Source organism: Parafrankia discariae (genome assembly GCF_000373365.1).
Classification (GTDB): domain Bacteria; phylum Actinomycetota; class Actinomycetes; order Frankiales; family Frankiaceae; genus Parafrankia; species Parafrankia discariae.
In genome coordinates, this window is record NZ_KB891252.1 from 58,979 (window position 1) to 75,585 (window position 16,607).

General features: G+C 73.1%; 16 protein-coding genes. 4 read left to right on the top strand and 12 right to left on the bottom strand.

Annotated elements, in window-relative coordinates:
* Positions 1–52: 52 nt before the first annotated feature.
* On the bottom strand, positions 53–1,183 hold the full coding sequence (locus B056_RS0127605; protein WP_018505079.1) for a GuaB3 family IMP dehydrogenase-related protein: 1,131 nt from the start codon (positions 1,181–1,183) through the stop codon (positions 53–55).
* 173 nt (positions 1,184–1,356) lie between these two features.
* Complete coding sequence (gene guaB, locus B056_RS0127610) at positions 1,357–2,988, bottom strand: IMP dehydrogenase (RefSeq protein WP_018505080.1); 1,632 nt, start codon at positions 2,986–2,988, stop codon at positions 1,357–1,359.
* A gap of 539 nt (positions 2,989–3,527) precedes the next feature.
* Here guaB and B056_RS0127615 point away from each other — a divergent pair.
* Both B056_RS0127615 and B056_RS41145 read left to right on the top strand, forming a co-directional pair.
* The gene (locus B056_RS0127615) at positions 3,528–3,944 is read left to right on the top strand and encodes a DUF5319 domain-containing protein (protein ID WP_018505081.1); all 417 of its coding nucleotides are present in this window, start codon (positions 3,528–3,530) and stop codon (positions 3,942–3,944) included.
* Positions 3,945–4,480: 536 nt separating this feature from the next.
* Positions 4,481–4,813 (top strand): WhiB family transcriptional regulator, encoded by a 333-nt coding sequence (locus B056_RS41145; RefSeq protein WP_018505082.1) that lies wholly within the window; start codon positions 4,481–4,483, stop codon positions 4,811–4,813.
* 481 nt (positions 4,814–5,294) lie between these two features.
* Here B056_RS41145 and groL read toward each other — a convergent pair whose 3' ends face one another.
* The 4 genes from groL to B056_RS0127635 all read right to left on the bottom strand — a co-directional run bounded on the left by groL (position 5,295) and on the right by B056_RS0127635 (position 8,546).
* On the bottom strand, positions 5,295–6,947 hold the full coding sequence (gene groL / locus B056_RS0127620) for a chaperonin GroEL (protein WP_018505083.1): 1,653 nt from the start codon (positions 6,945–6,947) through the stop codon (positions 5,295–5,297).
* Positions 6,948–7,072: 125 nt separating this feature from the next.
* Positions 7,073–7,381, bottom strand: a complete 309-nt coding sequence (gene groES / locus B056_RS0127625) for a co-chaperone GroES (RefSeq protein WP_026240216.1) — start codon at positions 7,379–7,381, stop codon at positions 7,073–7,075.
* A gap of 124 nt (positions 7,382–7,505) precedes the next feature.
* Positions 7,506–7,781: a hypothetical protein gene (locus B056_RS0127630; protein WP_051105767.1), complete on the bottom strand. Its 276-nt coding sequence runs from the start codon at positions 7,779–7,781 to the stop codon at positions 7,506–7,508.
* A 51-nt stretch (positions 7,782–7,832) separates the two neighbouring features.
* The gene (locus tag B056_RS0127635; RefSeq protein WP_018505086.1) at positions 7,833–8,546 is read right to left on the bottom strand and encodes a MarR family winged helix-turn-helix transcriptional regulator; all 714 of its coding nucleotides are present in this window, start codon (positions 8,544–8,546) and stop codon (positions 7,833–7,835) included.
* A 230-nt stretch (positions 8,547–8,776) separates the two neighbouring features.
* Here B056_RS0127635 and B056_RS0127640 point away from each other — a divergent pair, with 230 nt between their 5' ends.
* On the top strand, positions 8,777–9,412 hold the full coding sequence (locus tag B056_RS0127640; RefSeq protein ID WP_018505087.1) for an FMN-dependent NADH-azoreductase: 636 nt from the start codon (positions 8,777–8,779) through the stop codon (positions 9,410–9,412).
* 49 nt (positions 9,413–9,461) lie between these two features.
* Here the strand turns inward: B056_RS0127640 and tsaD are convergent, their stop codons facing one another.
* The 6 genes from tsaD to B056_RS0127670 all read right to left on the bottom strand — a co-directional run bounded on the left by tsaD (position 9,462) and on the right by B056_RS0127670 (position 16,028).
* Positions 9,462–10,484 (bottom strand): tRNA (adenosine(37)-N6)-threonylcarbamoyltransferase complex transferase subunit TsaD, encoded by a 1,023-nt coding sequence (gene tsaD, locus B056_RS0127645; RefSeq protein ID WP_018505088.1) that lies wholly within the window; start codon positions 10,482–10,484, stop codon positions 9,462–9,464.
* Positions 10,485–10,535: 51 nt separating this feature from the next.
* A complete protein-coding gene (gene rimI, locus B056_RS0127650; RefSeq protein ID WP_018505089.1) occupies positions 10,536–11,099 on the bottom strand; it encodes a ribosomal protein S18-alanine N-acetyltransferase in 564 nt (187 codons plus the stop codon).
* A complete protein-coding gene (tsaB, locus tag B056_RS0127655) occupies positions 11,096–11,893 on the bottom strand; it encodes a tRNA (adenosine(37)-N6)-threonylcarbamoyltransferase complex dimerization subunit type 1 TsaB (protein WP_018505090.1) in 798 nt (265 codons plus the stop codon). The genes rimI and tsaB overlap by 4 nt, the downstream gene beginning before the upstream one ends.
* 596 nt (positions 11,894–12,489) lie before the next feature.
* Positions 12,490–13,419, bottom strand: coding sequence for a TetR/AcrR family transcriptional regulator (locus tag B056_RS39760; RefSeq protein WP_020572744.1), 930 nt, complete (start codon positions 13,417–13,419; stop codon positions 12,490–12,492).
* Between the two features lie 720 nt (positions 13,420–14,139).
* On the bottom strand, positions 14,140–14,661 hold the full coding sequence (tsaE, locus tag B056_RS38280; protein WP_051105759.1) for a tRNA (adenosine(37)-N6)-threonylcarbamoyltransferase complex ATPase subunit type 1 TsaE: 522 nt from the start codon (positions 14,659–14,661) through the stop codon (positions 14,140–14,142).
* Between the two features lie 101 nt (positions 14,662–14,762).
* Positions 14,763–16,028 (bottom strand): alpha/beta fold hydrolase, encoded by a 1,266-nt coding sequence (locus tag B056_RS0127670; protein ID WP_018505093.1) that lies wholly within the window; start codon positions 16,026–16,028, stop codon positions 14,763–14,765.
* A 216-nt stretch (positions 16,029–16,244) separates the two neighbouring features.
* On the opposite strand from B056_RS0127670, the gene B056_RS0127675 reads away from it, so the two are divergent.
* Entirely contained in the window at positions 16,245–16,562 is a 318-nt protein-coding gene (locus B056_RS0127675) for a hypothetical protein (RefSeq protein ID WP_018505094.1), read from the top strand.
* The last annotated feature ends 45 nt before the right edge of the window (positions 16,563–16,607 follow it).

Consider the following 16,607-nt stretch of genomic DNA (forward strand, 5'->3'; position numbering starts at 1 on the left):
CCGGGTCGGCGGCACGACCCACGCCCACCGCCGGCCCTCCGGACCTGTTCCGCTAGCGCCCAGCGGCGATCATGATCTCCGCCTTCTGGAACTCCTTCAACGTCGCGTAGCCCGTTGTGGCCATCGCCGCCCGCAGGGCCCCGGCGATGTTCGCCACACCGTCCTCGGTCGGGACCTCGCCACCGGTGAGGATCTCGGCGACGGTGTGTGACGTCTCGACCGGCGCCCACCGCCCGCGCGGCAGGTCCGACTGCAGGATCTCCATCGACCAGACCGAGCCCCGCCCGGGGGCGTCCACCGCCTGCGCCAGTGGCGAATCCACCATCACGGCGTCGGCACCGCAGGCCACGGCCTTCGCCGCGTCCCCGCCGGTGCGCAGGTCGCCGTGCGCGATGACGTGGACGTACCGGCCGCCGGACTCGTCGAGGTACCGCATCCGGGCGCCGGCGGCGTCGGCGATCGCGGTCGCCAGCGGAACACCGATTCCGAGGGTCCGCGCCGTCTCGTCACCGAGACCGGCGCCGACTCCGACGATCACACCGGCCGCGCCCGTCCGCATGAGATGCAGTGCCGTGGAGAAGGACGCGCAGCCGCCGACGATCACCGGGATGTCGAGCTGTCCTATGAAGCTCTTGAGATTCAGCGGCTCGGTGCGCCGGGACTGGTGCTCGGCCGACACCGCCGTGCCATGGATGACGAGCAGGTCCACACCCGCGGCCAGCACGTGCGGGCACAGCGCCCGGACCTTCTGCGGGCGCAGCGCGGCGGCGGTGACCACACCGGCCTCCCGCATCCGCACCAGGCGCGCGCCGATGAGCTCGGGCTGCACCGGCGCCGCGTAGAGCTCACGCAGGCGCCTGGTCGCCGCCACGGCGCCGGAGCGCGCGCCCAGCTCCGCGACCTCGTCGAGCAGTGGCTCGGGGTCCTCGTGCCTGGTCCACAACCCCTCGAGGTGCAGCACGCCGAGCCCGCCCTGGCGCCCGACCGTGATCGCGGTCTCCGGCGAGGTCACCGCGTCGACCGGCGCCGCGACGATCGGCAGGTCGAAGTGGTAGGCGTCGATCTCCCAGGCGAGTGACACGTCGGCTGGGTCCCGGGTACGCCGCGAGGGAACGATGCCCACGGCGTCAAGGCCGTAGGCCACCCGCGCGTTCTTCCCGATTCCGATCTCGACGTCTGCCACCGCGTCCGGCCTCCTGGTCAGCCCGTTTGGTCCCGCCGACCATCCTGCCTGTACGTCGGCGTCCGGCGGCGGGGATACGGAACGACGAAGCCGCGCGGCCGCGGGAACGGCCGGCGGCCGGTGGCGGAAGGGGACCTCCCGGCCACCGGCCGCGGATCACCGGGTGTGGCGGCTCACCGGGTGTAGTTCGGCGCCTCGACCGTCATCTGGACGTCGTGCGCGTGGCTCTCGGTCAGGCCGGCCGAGGTGATCCGCACGAGCTGGCTGTTCTCCTGGAGCTCGTGGATGGTCGCCGCGCCCGTGTACCCCATCGCGGCCTGCAGCCCGCCGATCAGCTGGTGGGCCATCCCGGCCAGCGAGCCACGGTAGGGCACCTGGCCCTCGACGCCCTGGGGGACGAGCTTGTCGTCGGAGAGGACGTCGTCCTGGAAGTAGCGGTCCTTGGAGTAGGAGCGGGTGTCGCCGCGGCTGCGCATGGCACCGAGCGAACCCATCCCCCGGTAGGACTTGTACTGCTTGCCGTTGATGAAGATGAGCTCTCCGGGGCTCTCGTCGACTCCGGCGAGCAGGCTGCCGAGCATCACGGTGTCGGCGCCGACGGCGATCGCCTTGGCGATGTCACCGGAGTACTGCAGCCCGCCGTCGCCGATGACCGGCACGCCGGCGGCCCGGGCCGCCCGCGCCGCCTCGTAGATCGCGGTGACCTGCGGAACGCCCACGCCGGTGACCACCCTGGTCGTGCAGATCGAGCCCGGCCCGACCCCGACCTTGACGGCGTCGGCGCCGGCCGCGATGAGCGCGGCGGCGCCGGCCGCGGTGGCGATGTTGCCGCCGATGACGTCGAGCGGACGGCCGTCCACCCCGGTGGGCATGTCGGCCTTGATCCGGGCGATCATGTCGGGGACAGCGTGGTGGTGGCCGTGCGCGGTGTCGACGACGAGGAAGTCCACCCCGGCGGCGACGAGGACCTGGGCGCGCTTCAGCGCGTCCTCGCCGACGCCGACCGCGGCGCCGACCACGAGGCGGCCGTCCGCGTCCTTGGTCGCCCGCGGGTACTGCTCGCGCTTGGTGAAGTCCTTGACCGTGATCAGCCCGCAGAGCCGGCTGTGCCCGTCGACGATGGGCAGCTTCTCGACCTTGTTGTGCCGCAGCAGGGCGAGCGCGTCGTCTGCCGAGACCCCGACCGGCGCCGTGATCAGCGGCATGCGGGTCATCACTTCGTGGACGCGGCGGGTGTGGTCCCGCTCGAAACGGATGTCGCGGTTGGTCACGATCCCGACCAGGCGGCCGTCCGGCTCGGTGACCGGGACGCCGGAGATGCGGTAACGCGCCATGAGCACGTTCGCCTCTTCGATGGTGGCGTCCGGCCCGCAGGTGATCGGGGAGGTGATCATCCCCGACTCGGACCGCTTCACCATGTCGACCTGCTGCGCCTGGTCGTCGACGGACAGGTTGCGGTGCAGCACTCCGACGCCGCCCTGGCGGGCCATCGCGATCGCCATCCGGGCCTCGGTCACGGTGTCCATCGCGGAGGACACCAGCGGGACCGCCAGCGAGATGTTGCGGGACAGCCGCGTGGTCGTGTCGACACCCGACGGCGCCACCTCGGACGCCGCCGGCAGCAGCAGGACGTCGTCGAAGGTGAGGCCGAGCATCGCGAGCTTCGGCGGGAGCACCGGCCCCTCGGCGCCCAGGCTGTCAGGAACGTGCCGGACGGCGGCGGGCCGGCCGGGCGACTGGTCGAGGTCGGGTTCCCTGGTCGCGCGCGTGATCGAGGTCGTCGGGTTGGCGGGGGAACCGTCCATGGCACCTTCCGTTCGCATCGGCCCGGCGCCGGCGGGAGCGCCCCCGCGACGTCTGGGGACTCCCGCGCCCGGGAACCGGCGCGAGCCGGTCTGCCCGGGCAGGCGGGTGAAGCATGCTGGGCTCCGCGCGGCCCGCCGGTCGGGCGACGGTGATACTCCATCGTAGAGGCCCGGCAACGACTCCGAACTCCCTGGCGTGACCGAGAGCACCACACATGCCACAGGACGGGCGCCGGGGCCGGGGCGCACCCGTCCGTGGGCACCCCGTCCAACAACGCCCACCAAAGGCGCAAAACGGACCAGCCCGTACCACGGGTGCCGGCGCCGCGTATCCGGAATCGCATGAATGGGTCACAGACAACCGGCACGCGGAGCACGGACCATGCGCGCGGGATCGTCACCACCACGCCAGGCGAGCTGCCCCGGCACGAAGGGAAGCCGTCCAGGCTGGGACAGATTGGGGCATGCTGGAGCGAATGCCCCGCACGTCAGTGCCGGACTCGGTATCGGGACCACTAAGCTTGGGCCACGAGCGTAGCGTGTTCCTCGTGAGCAACGAGCCCCTCGACCCCTTCGCGGGCGACCCCGAGGACCCGGCGGCCGAGCTCGCGCAGCTCGACTCCGCCGAGGATCTGGAACTACTCGAACCGCTGTCCCTACGCGAGCGGGAAGAGATCCTCGCCGAGCTGGGTGACCTCGACGTCTTCCGGACCCTGCTCGAACCACGTGGCTACCGGGGTCTCGTCGTCGACTGCGAGGGGTGCGCCGAGCCGCACTACTTCGACTGGGACCTGCTGGCCGGCAACCTACGGCACCTCCTCGACGAGGGCCGCACACGGGTGCACGAGCCAGCCTTCGCCCCGGATCCAGCGTGCTACGTGAGCTGGGAGTACGCCCGCGGCTTCGCCGACGGCGTGTACGAGGCCTCAGCCGCCTCCGAGGCCGACACCCGCTGACCGACACCCGCTGACCGACCGGCTTCCCCGGCCGGCGCGATCCCGGCCCGGCCGACCCGGGCCGGCCTCCTCTGCCCGCCCGCGGCTCCGGCGACCGACGTCGGGGCCCGCACGGGGCGTGGCGGTCCCCCCGCCGTACGTACACCCGTGGCGACCGTGCGGGGAAACTCGATGTCGGTTCGTGTGACCCGCACCGGCGGCGGGTAGGCGAGGGACTGTCGGCGGGGCGCGCACCACCCGTGACCGGCGGTGATCCGCACGCGTCGACACCGGCGGTCGGACGTCCACGGTTCCATCTGGTCGCGCCGTCCCGCCCGCTGTCTGCGCGAGTCTGCGCCGGTAGCGCGGTCCGTCAGCGGTGGGTGATCCACGGCGTCCCAGCCTCTCGGTGAACCTACCGGGCGGCAGGGACCTCGCCGCGGAGGCGGCGCCGGTCGACCGGGTGAAATTTCAAGATCTCCAGTCGATGGCGAGCGGCTACGGTGACCGGGTAGTCGCGGCGCCAGCCGCTCAGGTCGAAAGGGGGGGTCAGACCGATGACCGACGTCCGACGACTTCCAGGCCCCGGCGCGGAGAAGTGGGAGTGGCAGCTCCACGGCGCCTGTCGAGGTGAGAGTACCGAGCTGTTCTTCCATCCCGAGGGCGAACGCGGCCCAGCCAGAGCCGCGCGGGAAGCGGCGGCGAAGGCGATCTGCGCACGCTGCCCGGTAATCCGGGCGTGCGGGGAACATGCCCTCGCCGCCCGGGAACCGTACGGCGTGTGGGGCGGAATGAGCGAGTCCGAGCGGGAGGCGGTCCTCACCGGGCGCACCCGCAGGGGCGCCGCCCGCCACGCACCCGCCCGGCCGGGGCTCGCTCCGGCCTGCTGAAGCCGGCCACCGGATACGAAGATCCCCGGCCCCGTACTCCCTCTCTCGGGACGTACGGGCCCGGGGATCTTTTCGTCTGCCCGGCTCGTCGTCTGCCCGGCTCGCCTGCATGACGAGGACGTCGGCGACCGCGGCCCGGCTGGCCACGATCATGTGCCCGCGGCCACCCCGCGGCCACCCCGAGGCGGCGCCGGTGCGCTCACGGGTTCCCCGTCGGCATGCCGTCGGCACCCCTTCCGCGTCCAGGCCGATTCGCGCCGCCATATGCGGGCGTGTCTCCCCATCCCCGGCGACCACCCGCGACGGGTGAGCGCCCCACGGTCGCTGTCGGATCCCTGACCTCGAGTGGCGCCCCGCGCTCCGGGAAGGCCCCGGACACCCGGGCAGCCCGGGACACCCGGGAGGCCCCGGACGCGACGAGGCCCGGTCGGTCCGCGGACCGACCGGGCCTCACCTGTCGACGATCAGATCACTCGACGGCTCAGAAACCCGGGCCGTGCGAGTGGCCGTGGCCGTGGCCCCCGTGGTCGTGACCGTGGCCGTGACCGGCCTCCGCCGGCTCCTCGGGCTTCTCCGCCACCAGGCTCTCGGTGGTGATGAGCAGCGCGGCGATGGAGGCCGCGTTCGCCACCGCGGACCGGGTGACCTTCACCGGGTCGACCACACCGGCCGCGACCAGGTCGACGTACTCGCCGGTGGCCGCGTTGAAGCCCCGACCGACCTCGCCCTCGCGGACCTTGGACACGATCACAGCGCCCTCGAGCCCGGCGTTGCGCGCGATCCAGGTGAGCGGGGCGTCGAGCGCGGCACGCACGACGCGCACCCCGGACCGCTCGTCCCCGGTCAGGCCGAGGTCACCGTCGAGGACCTTGGCCGCGTGCACGAGCGCGCTGCCGCCGCCCGCCACGATGCCCTCCTCGACTGCGGCCCGGGTCGCCGACACGGCGTCCTCGAGACGGTGCTTCTTCTCCTTGAGCTCGACCTCGGTGGCGGCGCCGACGCGGATGACCGCGACCCCGCCGGCCAGCTTGGCCAGCCGCTCCTGGAGCTTCTCGCGGTCCCAGTCCGAGTCGGAGAGCTCGATCTCCGCCTTCATCTGCCGGACCCGCTCGCCGACGGCGTCGGCGTCACCGGCACCGTCGACGATCGTGGTGAGGTCCTTGTCGACGACGATCCGCCGCGCCCGGCCGAGCTCGGCGAGCGTGATCGAGTCGAGCTTGAGGCCCACCTCGGTGGCGACGACCTGGCCACCGGTCAGGACCGCGAGGTCCTGCAGCATCGCCTTGCGGCGGTCACCGAAACCGGGAGCCTTCACCGCGACGACCGTGAAGGTCTTGCGCACCGCGTTGACGACCAGGGTCGACAGCGCCTCGCCCTCGACGTCCTCGGCGATGATCAGCAGCGGCTTACGCTCCTGCACGACCTGCTCGAGGATCGGCAGGATGTCGTTCAGCGCGCTGATCTTGCCAGGGTGCAGCAGCACGTAGGCGTCCTCGAGGACGGCCTCCATGCTTTCCTGGTCGGTCACGAAGTACGGCGAGATGTAGCCCTTGTCGAACTGCATCCCCTCGGTGAGCTCGAGGTCCAGACCCATGGTCTGGCTCTCCTCGATGGTGATCACACCGTCCTTGCCGATCTTGTCCATCGCCTCGGCGATGAGCTCGCCGACCTGGGCGTCCTGCGCCGAGATCGCGGCGACCTGCGCGATGGTCTCCTTCGAGCCGATCTCGATCGCGGCTTCCAGCAGCGCCGCCGAGACGGCGGCGACCGCCGCCTCGATACCGATCTTGAGCGACAGCGGAGCCGCGCCGGCGGTCACCTGCCGCAGACCCTGGCGCACCATCTCCTGGGCCAGCACCGTGGCCGTCGTCGTCCCGTCGCCGGCGACGTCGTTGGTCTTGGTGGCGACCTCCTTGGCGAGCTGCGCCCCCAGGTTCTGGTAGGGGTCGTCCAGCTCCACCTCACGCGCGATCGTCACACCGTCGTTGGTGATCGTCGGCGCGCCGTACGACTTGCTGATGACGACGTTGCGGCCACGCGGGCCGATCGTCACCTTGACCGCGTCCGCGAGGGCGTTCACGCCCCGCTCGAGCGACCGGCGGGCGTCCTCGTTGAACGTGAGAATCTTCGGCATACCTGTGTGTCCTCCCGACACCGCTGCCGGCGGGAACAAGAAGGGCGCGCCCCACCGCGGCCCCCCGGCGGAAACCAGGGGACCACCGGTGGGACACGCCCTGCCTGCTACTACCGGCGTCCGGTCTACTTCTCGATGATCGCGAGGACGTCCCGGGCGGAGAGCACCAGGTACTCCTCGCCGGCGTACTTGACCTCGGTGCCGCCGTACTTGCTGTAGAGCACCACGTCGCCGACCTTGACGTCGAGCGGGACGCGCTTGCCGTCCTCGAACCGACCCGGGCCGACGGCAAGGACGGTGCCCTCCTGGGGCTTCTCCTTGGCGGTGTCCGGAATCACAATGCCGGACGCGGTGGTCGTCTCGGCGTCCGAGGGCTGGACGACGATCCGGTCCTCGAGCGGCTTGATTGCAACCTTGGTGGCGGTCGTCACGATCGACCTCCCCCTTCCTTCGCTGGATGAGAGAGCGACCCTGGCGGCCTGCCGTCGCGGGTGAACAGGCGCCTGTCGCTGGCACTCTCAAGTGCCGAGTGCCAACCTAGCACCCGCACCACCCACGTCAACCAAGAAGGTCGGATCTGTCAAGACGGTTCGGCGCGCGCTCGAACTGCCAGGCATGCGCGGATCCCGCGATTAGCCCATTCGGGGGGTCCGGGAGCGGCGGGCCGTCGGGGTCCCCCGCGGGCGCTTCGGCGCCGAGGTGCAGGAGGACCACGACGAGACCCGCCGACACCCCGCGGCCGAGATAGATCTCGCCCGCCCGCCCGCGCACCGCCGATCGGACCCAGCGTTCCAGCTCCGCGACCTGGCCGGGGGCGGCCTTCGCCTCCCACATCCAGGTGACCGTCACCGCGGCCCGACCAACCCGGTCACCCGACCAACCCGATCAGCAGCCCGGCGCGGCACGGCCGACACCGGGGTTACCGGGGGCGTCGGGGCCGGCACAACCGGCGGTGGTGTCGCGCATCTCGGCCTCGGCCGCGGCGCACGCGGCGGCACCCCTGGTCGGATCCATCGCGACCAGGTGGGCCGCGACGAGCCGGGCCAGCCCGATGAAGACCGCGCGGTCCGCGGGCGCCAGCGGCGCCAGGACGTGGTCGTCGACGGTCCGCAGCCGCAGCCGCACCCGCTCGTGCTCCTGGACTCCCCGCTCGGTGGCGATGATCATTCTCGCCCGGCGGTCCGCCGGGTCCGGGCGGCGCTCGACCAGGCCGGCACGCTCCATCTCGTCGACCAGCCGGACCATCACGGTCCGGTCGATGGAGAAGCGGCGGGCGACCTCGATCTGGTTGTGCGCCGTTCCCTCGACCGCGGCGCCCAGTACATAGAAACCCTTGAGACCACCGGGCAGCGAACCGATGGCGCTCACCGAGGCGGCCAGGTACCCGTGCTGGATCTGGCCGACGATCCAGCGCAGGTCGTCACGGACCTCGTCGGGCAGCTCAAGCTCCGCGTCGGCGGCGACGGACGGACAGCCGGCGATGGCCGGATCAGCCGGACCATGGACAGCCGACGACGCGGCCGGTCGCTCCGCCGCTGGAGACGCGGACTGGAACACGACGGAGGCCGGCATCGGCGACGTGCCCGAGGACCCCTCCACCCGAACACCGTACCCCGATCATCACGAACTAGTCTGCGGAACAGATAGGCGTTGACAGAGATTATTGCTCGGTACGACTATCTGTTCGCACACCAAAATCGCCGGAGTCGCCGGCCGATCCGGCCGATCCGGCGTCGACGCCGGATCGGCCGGATCGGCCCGTTTCTTTCGCGCGGCGCACGCCGAGACCGGGGGCGCCCGCCTCCCAACCGTGATCAAGGAGAGCCCCGATGCCCCACCTGCTGCACATCGACTCCAGCCTCACCCCGGAGGGCTCCGTCTCCCGCGGGGTCGCCGAGGTCTACGCCGAGACCTGGCGCGAACAGCACCCGGACGGGACGCTGACCCGCCGCGACCTGGCCACCAGCCCGCCGCCACACCTGAACTGGGCGCTGGTGTCCGGCGGCCAGACACCCCCCGAGCAGCGCACGCCCGAGCAGGCCGAGGCCGTGAAGATCCGCGAGGAGTACCTCGAGGAGATCGAGAGCGCCGACGAGTACGTGATCTCGGTGCCGATGTACAACTACGCCTACCCGTCGACGATCAAGGCCTGGCTGGACCAGGTCATCGTCATCGGCCGCACGGCCGGCGGGGCGGCCGGCGACGGGGTGCTGGCGGGCAAGAAGGTCACCGTCGTCACCGCGCAGGGCGGCTCCTACGCCCCCGGTGCCCCCAAGGAGGGCTGGGACCACCAGGTCCCCTACCTGCGCCACGCCTTCGAGGTGCTGGGCGCCGACAACATCGAGTTCATCACCGTCGTGATGACGCTGTCGAAGGTGAACCCGGCACTCGCCGCGTTCACCGACGTGTTCGAGGCCTCCCAGCAGGCCGCGGAGCAGGCGGCCCGCGACCGCGCCGCCGTCTGAGCGCCGCCCGGCCCGGGACCCGCGACGGGTCCCGGGCCGGCGAGGACCGTCAGAGGGTGAGCGTCGAGGACGCGGGTAGGTCCAGCGGCGAGGGCTCGACTCCGGCCTCGACCCGCAGCGACCCGAGCGCCGCGACCATGGCGCCGTTGTCGGTGCACAGCCCGGGTCGGGGTATCCGCAGCGTGAGGCCCGCCGCCTCGCAGCGCAGCGCCGCGAGCGCGCGCAGCCGGCTGTTGGCCGCGACGCCGCCTCCGACCACCAGGGTGTCCACGCCGTGCGCGCGGCAGGCCGCGACCGCCTTCGCGGTGAGCACGTCCGCCACCGCCTCCTGGAACGACGCCGCCACATCCGCGACCGGGACCGGCTCGCCGGCCCGCCGCCGGGCCTCCACCCAGCGGGCGACCGCGGTCTTGAGGCCCGAGAAGGAGAAGTCGAACGTGCCATCCCCCGCCTTGGCGCGTGGGAACGGGATGTCCGGGCTGCCCTCCCGGGCCGCCGCGTCGATCGGCGGGCCGCCCGGGAACGGCATCCCGAGCAGCCGGGCGACCTTGTCGTAGGCCTCCCCCGCGGCGTCGTCCACCGTGGCCCCCAGCGACTCCACCGGCTCGGCGGCGAGGTCGGGGACCAGCAGCAGCGAGCTGTGCCCGCCGGAGACCAGCAGCGCCACCGCCGGACGCGGCAGCGGGCCGTGCTCGAGCGTGTCGACGGCGACATGCGCGGCGAGATGGTGCACCCCGTGCAGCGGGACGCCCAGCGCCAGCGCGTAGGCCTTCGCCGCGGCGACCCCGACCAGCAGGGCGCCGGCCAGCCCCGGGCCGGACGTCACCGCGACGGCGTCGACGTCGCGGGGACGCAGGCCGGCACGGCGCAGCGCCAGCTCGATCGTCGGGACCATCGCCTCCAGATGCGCCCGCGCGGCGATCTCGGGCACCACACCGCCGTACCGGGCGTGCTCGTCGACGGAGGAGGCGAGCGCGTCGGCGAGCAGCTCGCCACCGCGGACGAGACCGACGCCGGTCTCGTCGCACGAGGTCTCGATGCCCAGAACCAGCGGTCGGGCCGGTGCCCTCATGTCCTGCCCCCCGTCACGGTGCCGACGGCCCGCACGAGGCGGCTCCGGCTCTCATGAGGCGGCTCTGGTGTCCCGCAGGACGGCCGCCTCGATCCGGTCCAGCAGCGTCCCGTAACCGACGGTGTCGATCGGCCGGACGCGCATCACGTAGGCGTCTCCGCCCGACGGCTGGTAGTAGCCGCGGCGGACACCGAGATCGACGAAGCCGAGCCGGGTGTAGAGGGCCCGCGCCGGCCGGTTGTCGGTACGGACCTCGAGCCCGCAACTGCGGGCGCCCCGCCGCCGCGCCTCCCGGAGCTGGGCGATCATCAGGCGCGACCCGAGGTGACGCCCACGCATGGCCGGGAGGACCCCGATCGTCTGGATGTAGGACTCGTCGCCCTGCAGTGCCAGCCCGGCGTAGCCGACGATCGAGCCGTCCGCGACCGCGGCCAGGTAGTGCCGGTTGTCACCCTGCGCGAGCTCGGACCAGAAGAGCTCGCCCGACCAGGGGTCCAGGTCGAACACCTGCCGTTCCAGGGACGCGATCTCGCCCAGGTGCCACCAGCGCATCGGCACGAGGTCGACGTCGCCCGGTGCCGGGTCTGGCACCGGGTTGACAGCAGCCGCGCTCATACCGGCATCGTCCCGATCGGCGCGGCTCCGGCCGGCGTGCCTCCGGCGGACGTCGGCCCGGTGGCGGCGGCCGGCGCCCGCGCCGGCTCCGGGCGCGAAGCGGTGACGGGCTTGGGGCCACGGGGCTCGGCGGCGTCGGGGCGCCGCAGGTAGAGAGGGGTGAGCGGGCCGGGATCACGCCCACCCGCGATGTCCGCCGCGACGAGGCCGGCGAGCAGCTCCGGCGCCGGATACTCCGGCTCGGCTCCACCTCGCCCACCGGCGGGCGGAGTGCCGAAGCCGGCGAAGGCATCCGGATACAGGCCGGTGCCGGGTCCGGTCACCCGTTCGACGCCGGCGGCGCGCAGCTGCGCGGCGACCGCCGCCGGAGCGCCCACGCCCGGCTCACCGACGCGCGTTCCGCCCTGGTAGCGGGCCCAGAAAACCTCACGGCGACGCGCGTCGGTGACGACGCCGACCGGGCCGGTCGTCGCGGCCCCGATGCCGTCCAGGGAGCAGACGCCGTAGACGGGGACACCGAGCGCGGCGGCGAACGCGGCCCCGGTGACCATGCCGACGCGCAGGCTGGTGAACGGGCCCGGGCCGGCCCCGACGACGACGGCGAGCACCTCGGGCGGCCGGACGCCGGCCGTGTCGAGCACGTCGCGCGTCAGCGGCGCCAGCAGCTCACCGTGGCGGCGGGCGTCCCAGACCACCCGGGAGGCACGGACCGACGGCCCGGCGGGCGGCGAGCCGAACTCGACCAGCGCGACCGCGCAGGCCGCCGTCGAGGTGTCGAGCGCCAGGACGAGCACCCGACCAGCCTACGGACCCGAGCGACCGGGCCCACACCCGGCGCGCGGCAACCGGCGCGCGGGGCTGATCGATCCGTGTGCCGAGCATCTGCTCGGCCGATCGGCCGGCGCGTCCGCACCGGCCTCCGGAAGGACTCCCGCGCCACCGACTCCCCGGAAATCAGCAGAAAACCCGCGGGACGGCGCCGGCGACGATGAAACTCCCGCGGACGCGTCAAAGACCGGAGAATCAGTCGTATGCCCGACGGGAATATCGGGCCGGAAATCCGCGCGGGCGAAAGAAACGCATTCCCCGGCAGTCGCGGCCGGTAACAAGAGGTAACACGGCGCCGGCCCGGACCCCCGAGCCCCCGGCCCGAGACCCCCGAGAAATCACAACGGAGGCACCACCAGAACCACGCGGCCCGACCGGAGCAGGCCGGACCAGCGGAGCGGGGCCGAGCCGGCGCGGCCACCGCCACCACCGGAAAACCAACAGGAACCAAACGTTCCGGGTGGCGCGGCGGCCCCGCACCACGGTCGCGCCGCGGTCTGACCGCGGCCGGACGCGTCAGACCGGTCCCGGCAGGTGCGCCGGGACCGGTCCGGGAGGGAACCTAGTGGGTCAGCCGGCCGGCGCCGCCGGAGCGGAGCCTGATCCGGGGGTCCACGCCGCCGGCCGACGCGCCGGTGCGAGCCAGTACCGGCCCGGCGCCGAGGGCGCCCGCACCGCGCGTCGCGATCCCGCCGGAACCGGCGGCTCCGTGGCGGCGCGCGGCCGAGGGGGGCGAGGAGGGCGAGGCCGGCAGGGCCGGCCCGGGGGCCGGAGCGACCGGGGGGACCGGGCCGGCGGAGGCCGCCTGCGCACCGGAGCCCGCCGGCGGGAAGGCCGGCCGCAGGGGGGTCCAGCCCGTGTAGCCGAGCATCCGCAGCGCCGAGGCGGTGAGCTTCTGCGCGACCTGCTCGACCGACCAGCCGAGGGTGTCGAGCAGGTCGACGATCACCCGCTCGTCGAAGACCGAGGCCCACAGCAGCACCGCGTACTCCGGTTCCTGGGGGGGCAGCACACCGCCGTCCACCAGGCCGAGCACGACCGGCGAGAGCACCTGGTGCAGCTTGGAGACGAGGTCGTCACGGCCCTGCAGCCGGGCGAGGTACCCCTGGGCGGAGCGCACGTGCACCGCCGCCCGACCCCACCGCGCGGCCGAGCGGACCCACACCTCGCAGACGACCTCGAAGTTGCCCAGGTGGTCCTCGCCGACCGCCAGGGCGCGGATGTCGGTCACCAGCACGTCGATGAGCTGGAGGTAGTACACGTCGAGGGCGTCATGGACGTCGACGAAGTGGCGGTACGCGGTCGCCGTCGAGACACCCGCCTCCGCGGCGAGGTCCACCAGACTGAAGCGACGGCCGTTGCGGGCGAGGAGCCGGCCCACGGCGTCGAGCAGATCACGCCGACTCGCGAGGAAGTCACTGCGTGTGCGACGAGACCGGGTCGACCGCTCGACCGGAGCGTCCACAAGGTCGGCAGCGGTGCTGCTGCGCACTCGCCCCCCTCTCCCGGCCACTACGGGCCATCCCGGTTCTCCGCGGCCGCACATGAAGCAGTCGAGCCGCTACATGCATGAACTTCGCGCCTACGCCGCCAATATAGCGGAACAACTCACAAACTACAGAACGTTGACTATTTGTCCTCAAGGGCTACTTGCCACGACACGGCCACCTGGGACGCGGTATAGGAACGGCGCCGGGGCCGAACATTAACACTGGGACATCTGACCTTAACATGATCTAGGTCACTCGCTGCTATGCCGCGGCTCACGTCCGGCCGGCAACGCCATTCCAGAACGTCAGCGGTAATTCACCGTTGGTGGGCCCCGATGTTCCTGGAATCACTTCGCCGGGTTACCCGAACATGCCCACCCGAATAGGTGCTAGGACGGCGCGGAGCCCGGCCGGGTGCCCGGCCGGCCCGGGAATTCCACCAGCGGCGGACGGTTCCCGCCCCGGGGCGGCCGGCAGGCGGAAGCCAGGCCCGCCCTCAGGACAGCGCGGCATCACAGCCGGCGCGGGGCCGGGCGCGGGCGGCGCGTCGTGCGCGGCACGGTTCCGCCGGCCGGGCCGGCCGACACCAACAGGCCGGCACCAACAGGTCGACGTGATCCGGCCCGAACTCGACGGCGGCCCCGCACACGCCCGGCCCGGTAGGAGGCCGGCACGGGCCCGCGGACGCCGACGAGGCCGGGTGCGCCGATGGCACGACCCGGCTAACCCGCCGCGGACCCCTGCGGGTGCGAGGTGAGGTCCGGCACGGCGAGCGAGGTCAGCCGGGTCGCCCAGTCGGCACCCGCCGGCCGCAGCCGCACGCGCCGCACCTCGCCGGCCTCGTCGCCGGCCGGACGGCTGATCTCCACCCGCAGATGTGCCCCGGCCAGCTGCTCCACCAGCCCCGAACCCCACTCGACCACGCACACGGACCGCCCGAGATCGGCGTCCAGGTCGAGATCGTCGACCTCGGCGACGCCGCCGAGCCGGTAGGCGTCCACATGCACCAGCGGCAACCGGCCGTCGGTGTGCACCCGGGCGAGGACGAACGTCGGCGACGTCACCGGGGAGCGCACCCCGAGGCCGGCCGCGAGCCCCTGGACGAACACGGTCTTGCCGGCGCCCAGCGGGCCGTCCAGGATGATCAGGTCACCGGCACGCAGCAGCGGCGCGAGGCGCGCGCCGAGCGCACGCATCCGGTCGGGATCCTCGACCGCGATCTCGGGGACGGCGGGCGTGGTCATCGGTGCGTATCCGTCCTCGTCCGTGGTTGGTGAGTGGTCGGTCGTCGGTGACGTCGGACCGGGACCGCCCGCCGGTGTCACCGGGCGTCACCGGCCCGCCGTCACGGCCCTACGCGGTCGGGTGCCCGCAGCGGTGCCCGGCGCGGCGGGCGGACCCGTTCGACCAGGTCGCGGATGGCCGCGTTCACCGCGGCCGGCCGCTCCAGCATGATCGCGTGCCCCGCGCCCTCCTCGACCCGCAGCTCGGCGTCGGGCAGCAGCTCGGCGAGGGTCAGGCTGTGCGGGAGCGGCGTCATCAGGTCGCCGTCCCCGACGAGCAGGATGGTGGGCGTGCCGCGGAGGTTGACGGCGGCGTCCAGCTTGTCATGGTCGAGCAGGGTGGACATGAAGGCGGCCATCACGGCGATCGGCGTGTCCCCCACCATCGTCTCCAGGAACGAGACGACGGACGGGGGTACGTCGGTCGAGCCGAAGCCGATCCGCCGGGTGATCTCCCAGGAGAAGTCGCTGCCGCGCCGGCGGGCCCGCTCGAACAGTGACGGGGCACTGCGCATGCCGACCGCGAGCCCGGGCAGCACCCGCCGCACGCCCCCCGTGATCAGCGCCGGCAGGCCGAAGGTCACCCGGGGGAGGTCACCCGCGCTGGTCGAGATGAGCGCCACCCCGATGACCCGGTCACCGAAGAGCTCCGGATGCTCCCCCGCCAGCGCGAGGATCGTCATGCCGCCCATCGAGTGGCCGATCAGGACGATCGGCCCTTCGGGGACCCGCTCGGTGAGGACCTGGTAGAGGTCGGCCGCAAGCTGGTCGATGGTGCAGTTCGCCGCCTCGGACGGGCCGGAGCGGCCGTGCGCGCGCTGGTCGTAGAAGACCATCGGGCCCAGGTCGCGCAGGGCGCGGTACTGGAACACCCAGGAATCGCCGTTCACGCAGAAGCCGTGCACGAAGACCAGCGTCGGCGCGGCGGAGCCGGTTCCGGGACGGGGCGGGGGATCCTGCGGCGTCTCCTCCACGTACAGCGGGACGCCGTCCGCCACGGCGACCACCAGGTCGACCCGGCCGCCGATCGGGCCGACCCGCTCCCGCTCCGGCAGGTCGGGTACGGCGCGGTGGCGCCGCACGGCCCGGCGCTCGGCGATCAGGCCGGCCGCGATCGCGGCTCCGACCAGGCCCACCGTGCCACCGCGGCGGGCGGCCCGGGAGCCCGCGGCGGACCCCGCCGCCCGCGCCACCACCCGCGCCGCGCCGGCGGTCGCGGTCAGGGCACCGGCCGCCCCCGCCGAACCGGCCGAGAGAGCGGCACGGGCGGCACCGGTCGAACGGGCGGCACCGCCGGTGGAACCGCGATCGGTTGGTGCGCCTGCCACCGTCTGCCCACCTTCCGGCCATGAAACGAACGACACCCCGATGATGCCCGATGGTGCCTGATGCCCGAAAGCGATGTCCTGAGCAGACTCGGGAGGACACGTCTCCACCCAGGCGGATACCCGACAGGGGATCACAGAGATCCACCGGGACCGGTCCGAGATCCTCCGCTAGCGTGGAGCTGGTCCAGCCGTGCGGTTGCGACCAGGGGAGGCGTCGTGAAACTGCGGTGGCGGAAGAGCAAACTGACCACGTCGCCCACGTATGGCGGCGCTGTCGACCTCGACGAGGATCTCGACGAGCTGGATGACGAGCTCACCGAGGCCGGGCCCGGGGCCGGGGCCCAGCCGGCCGGTCCCGCCCAGAGCGGGCCGGTGCTGCTGACGCTGACCACCCGCGACGAGATCGAGAAGGCCGCCGAGCGCGCGGCGAACCCGCAGCCGGTCCGTCGCCGGATGGAACGCGGCATGTTCGGCGGCGCCCCGGCCGGCCACGAACACGGCGGCGGCGCGTGCGGCACCGGCGGCTGTCGCTGACCAGCGGCCGCTGAGGCGGACCTGACCGGCCGACCAGTCGCGTCG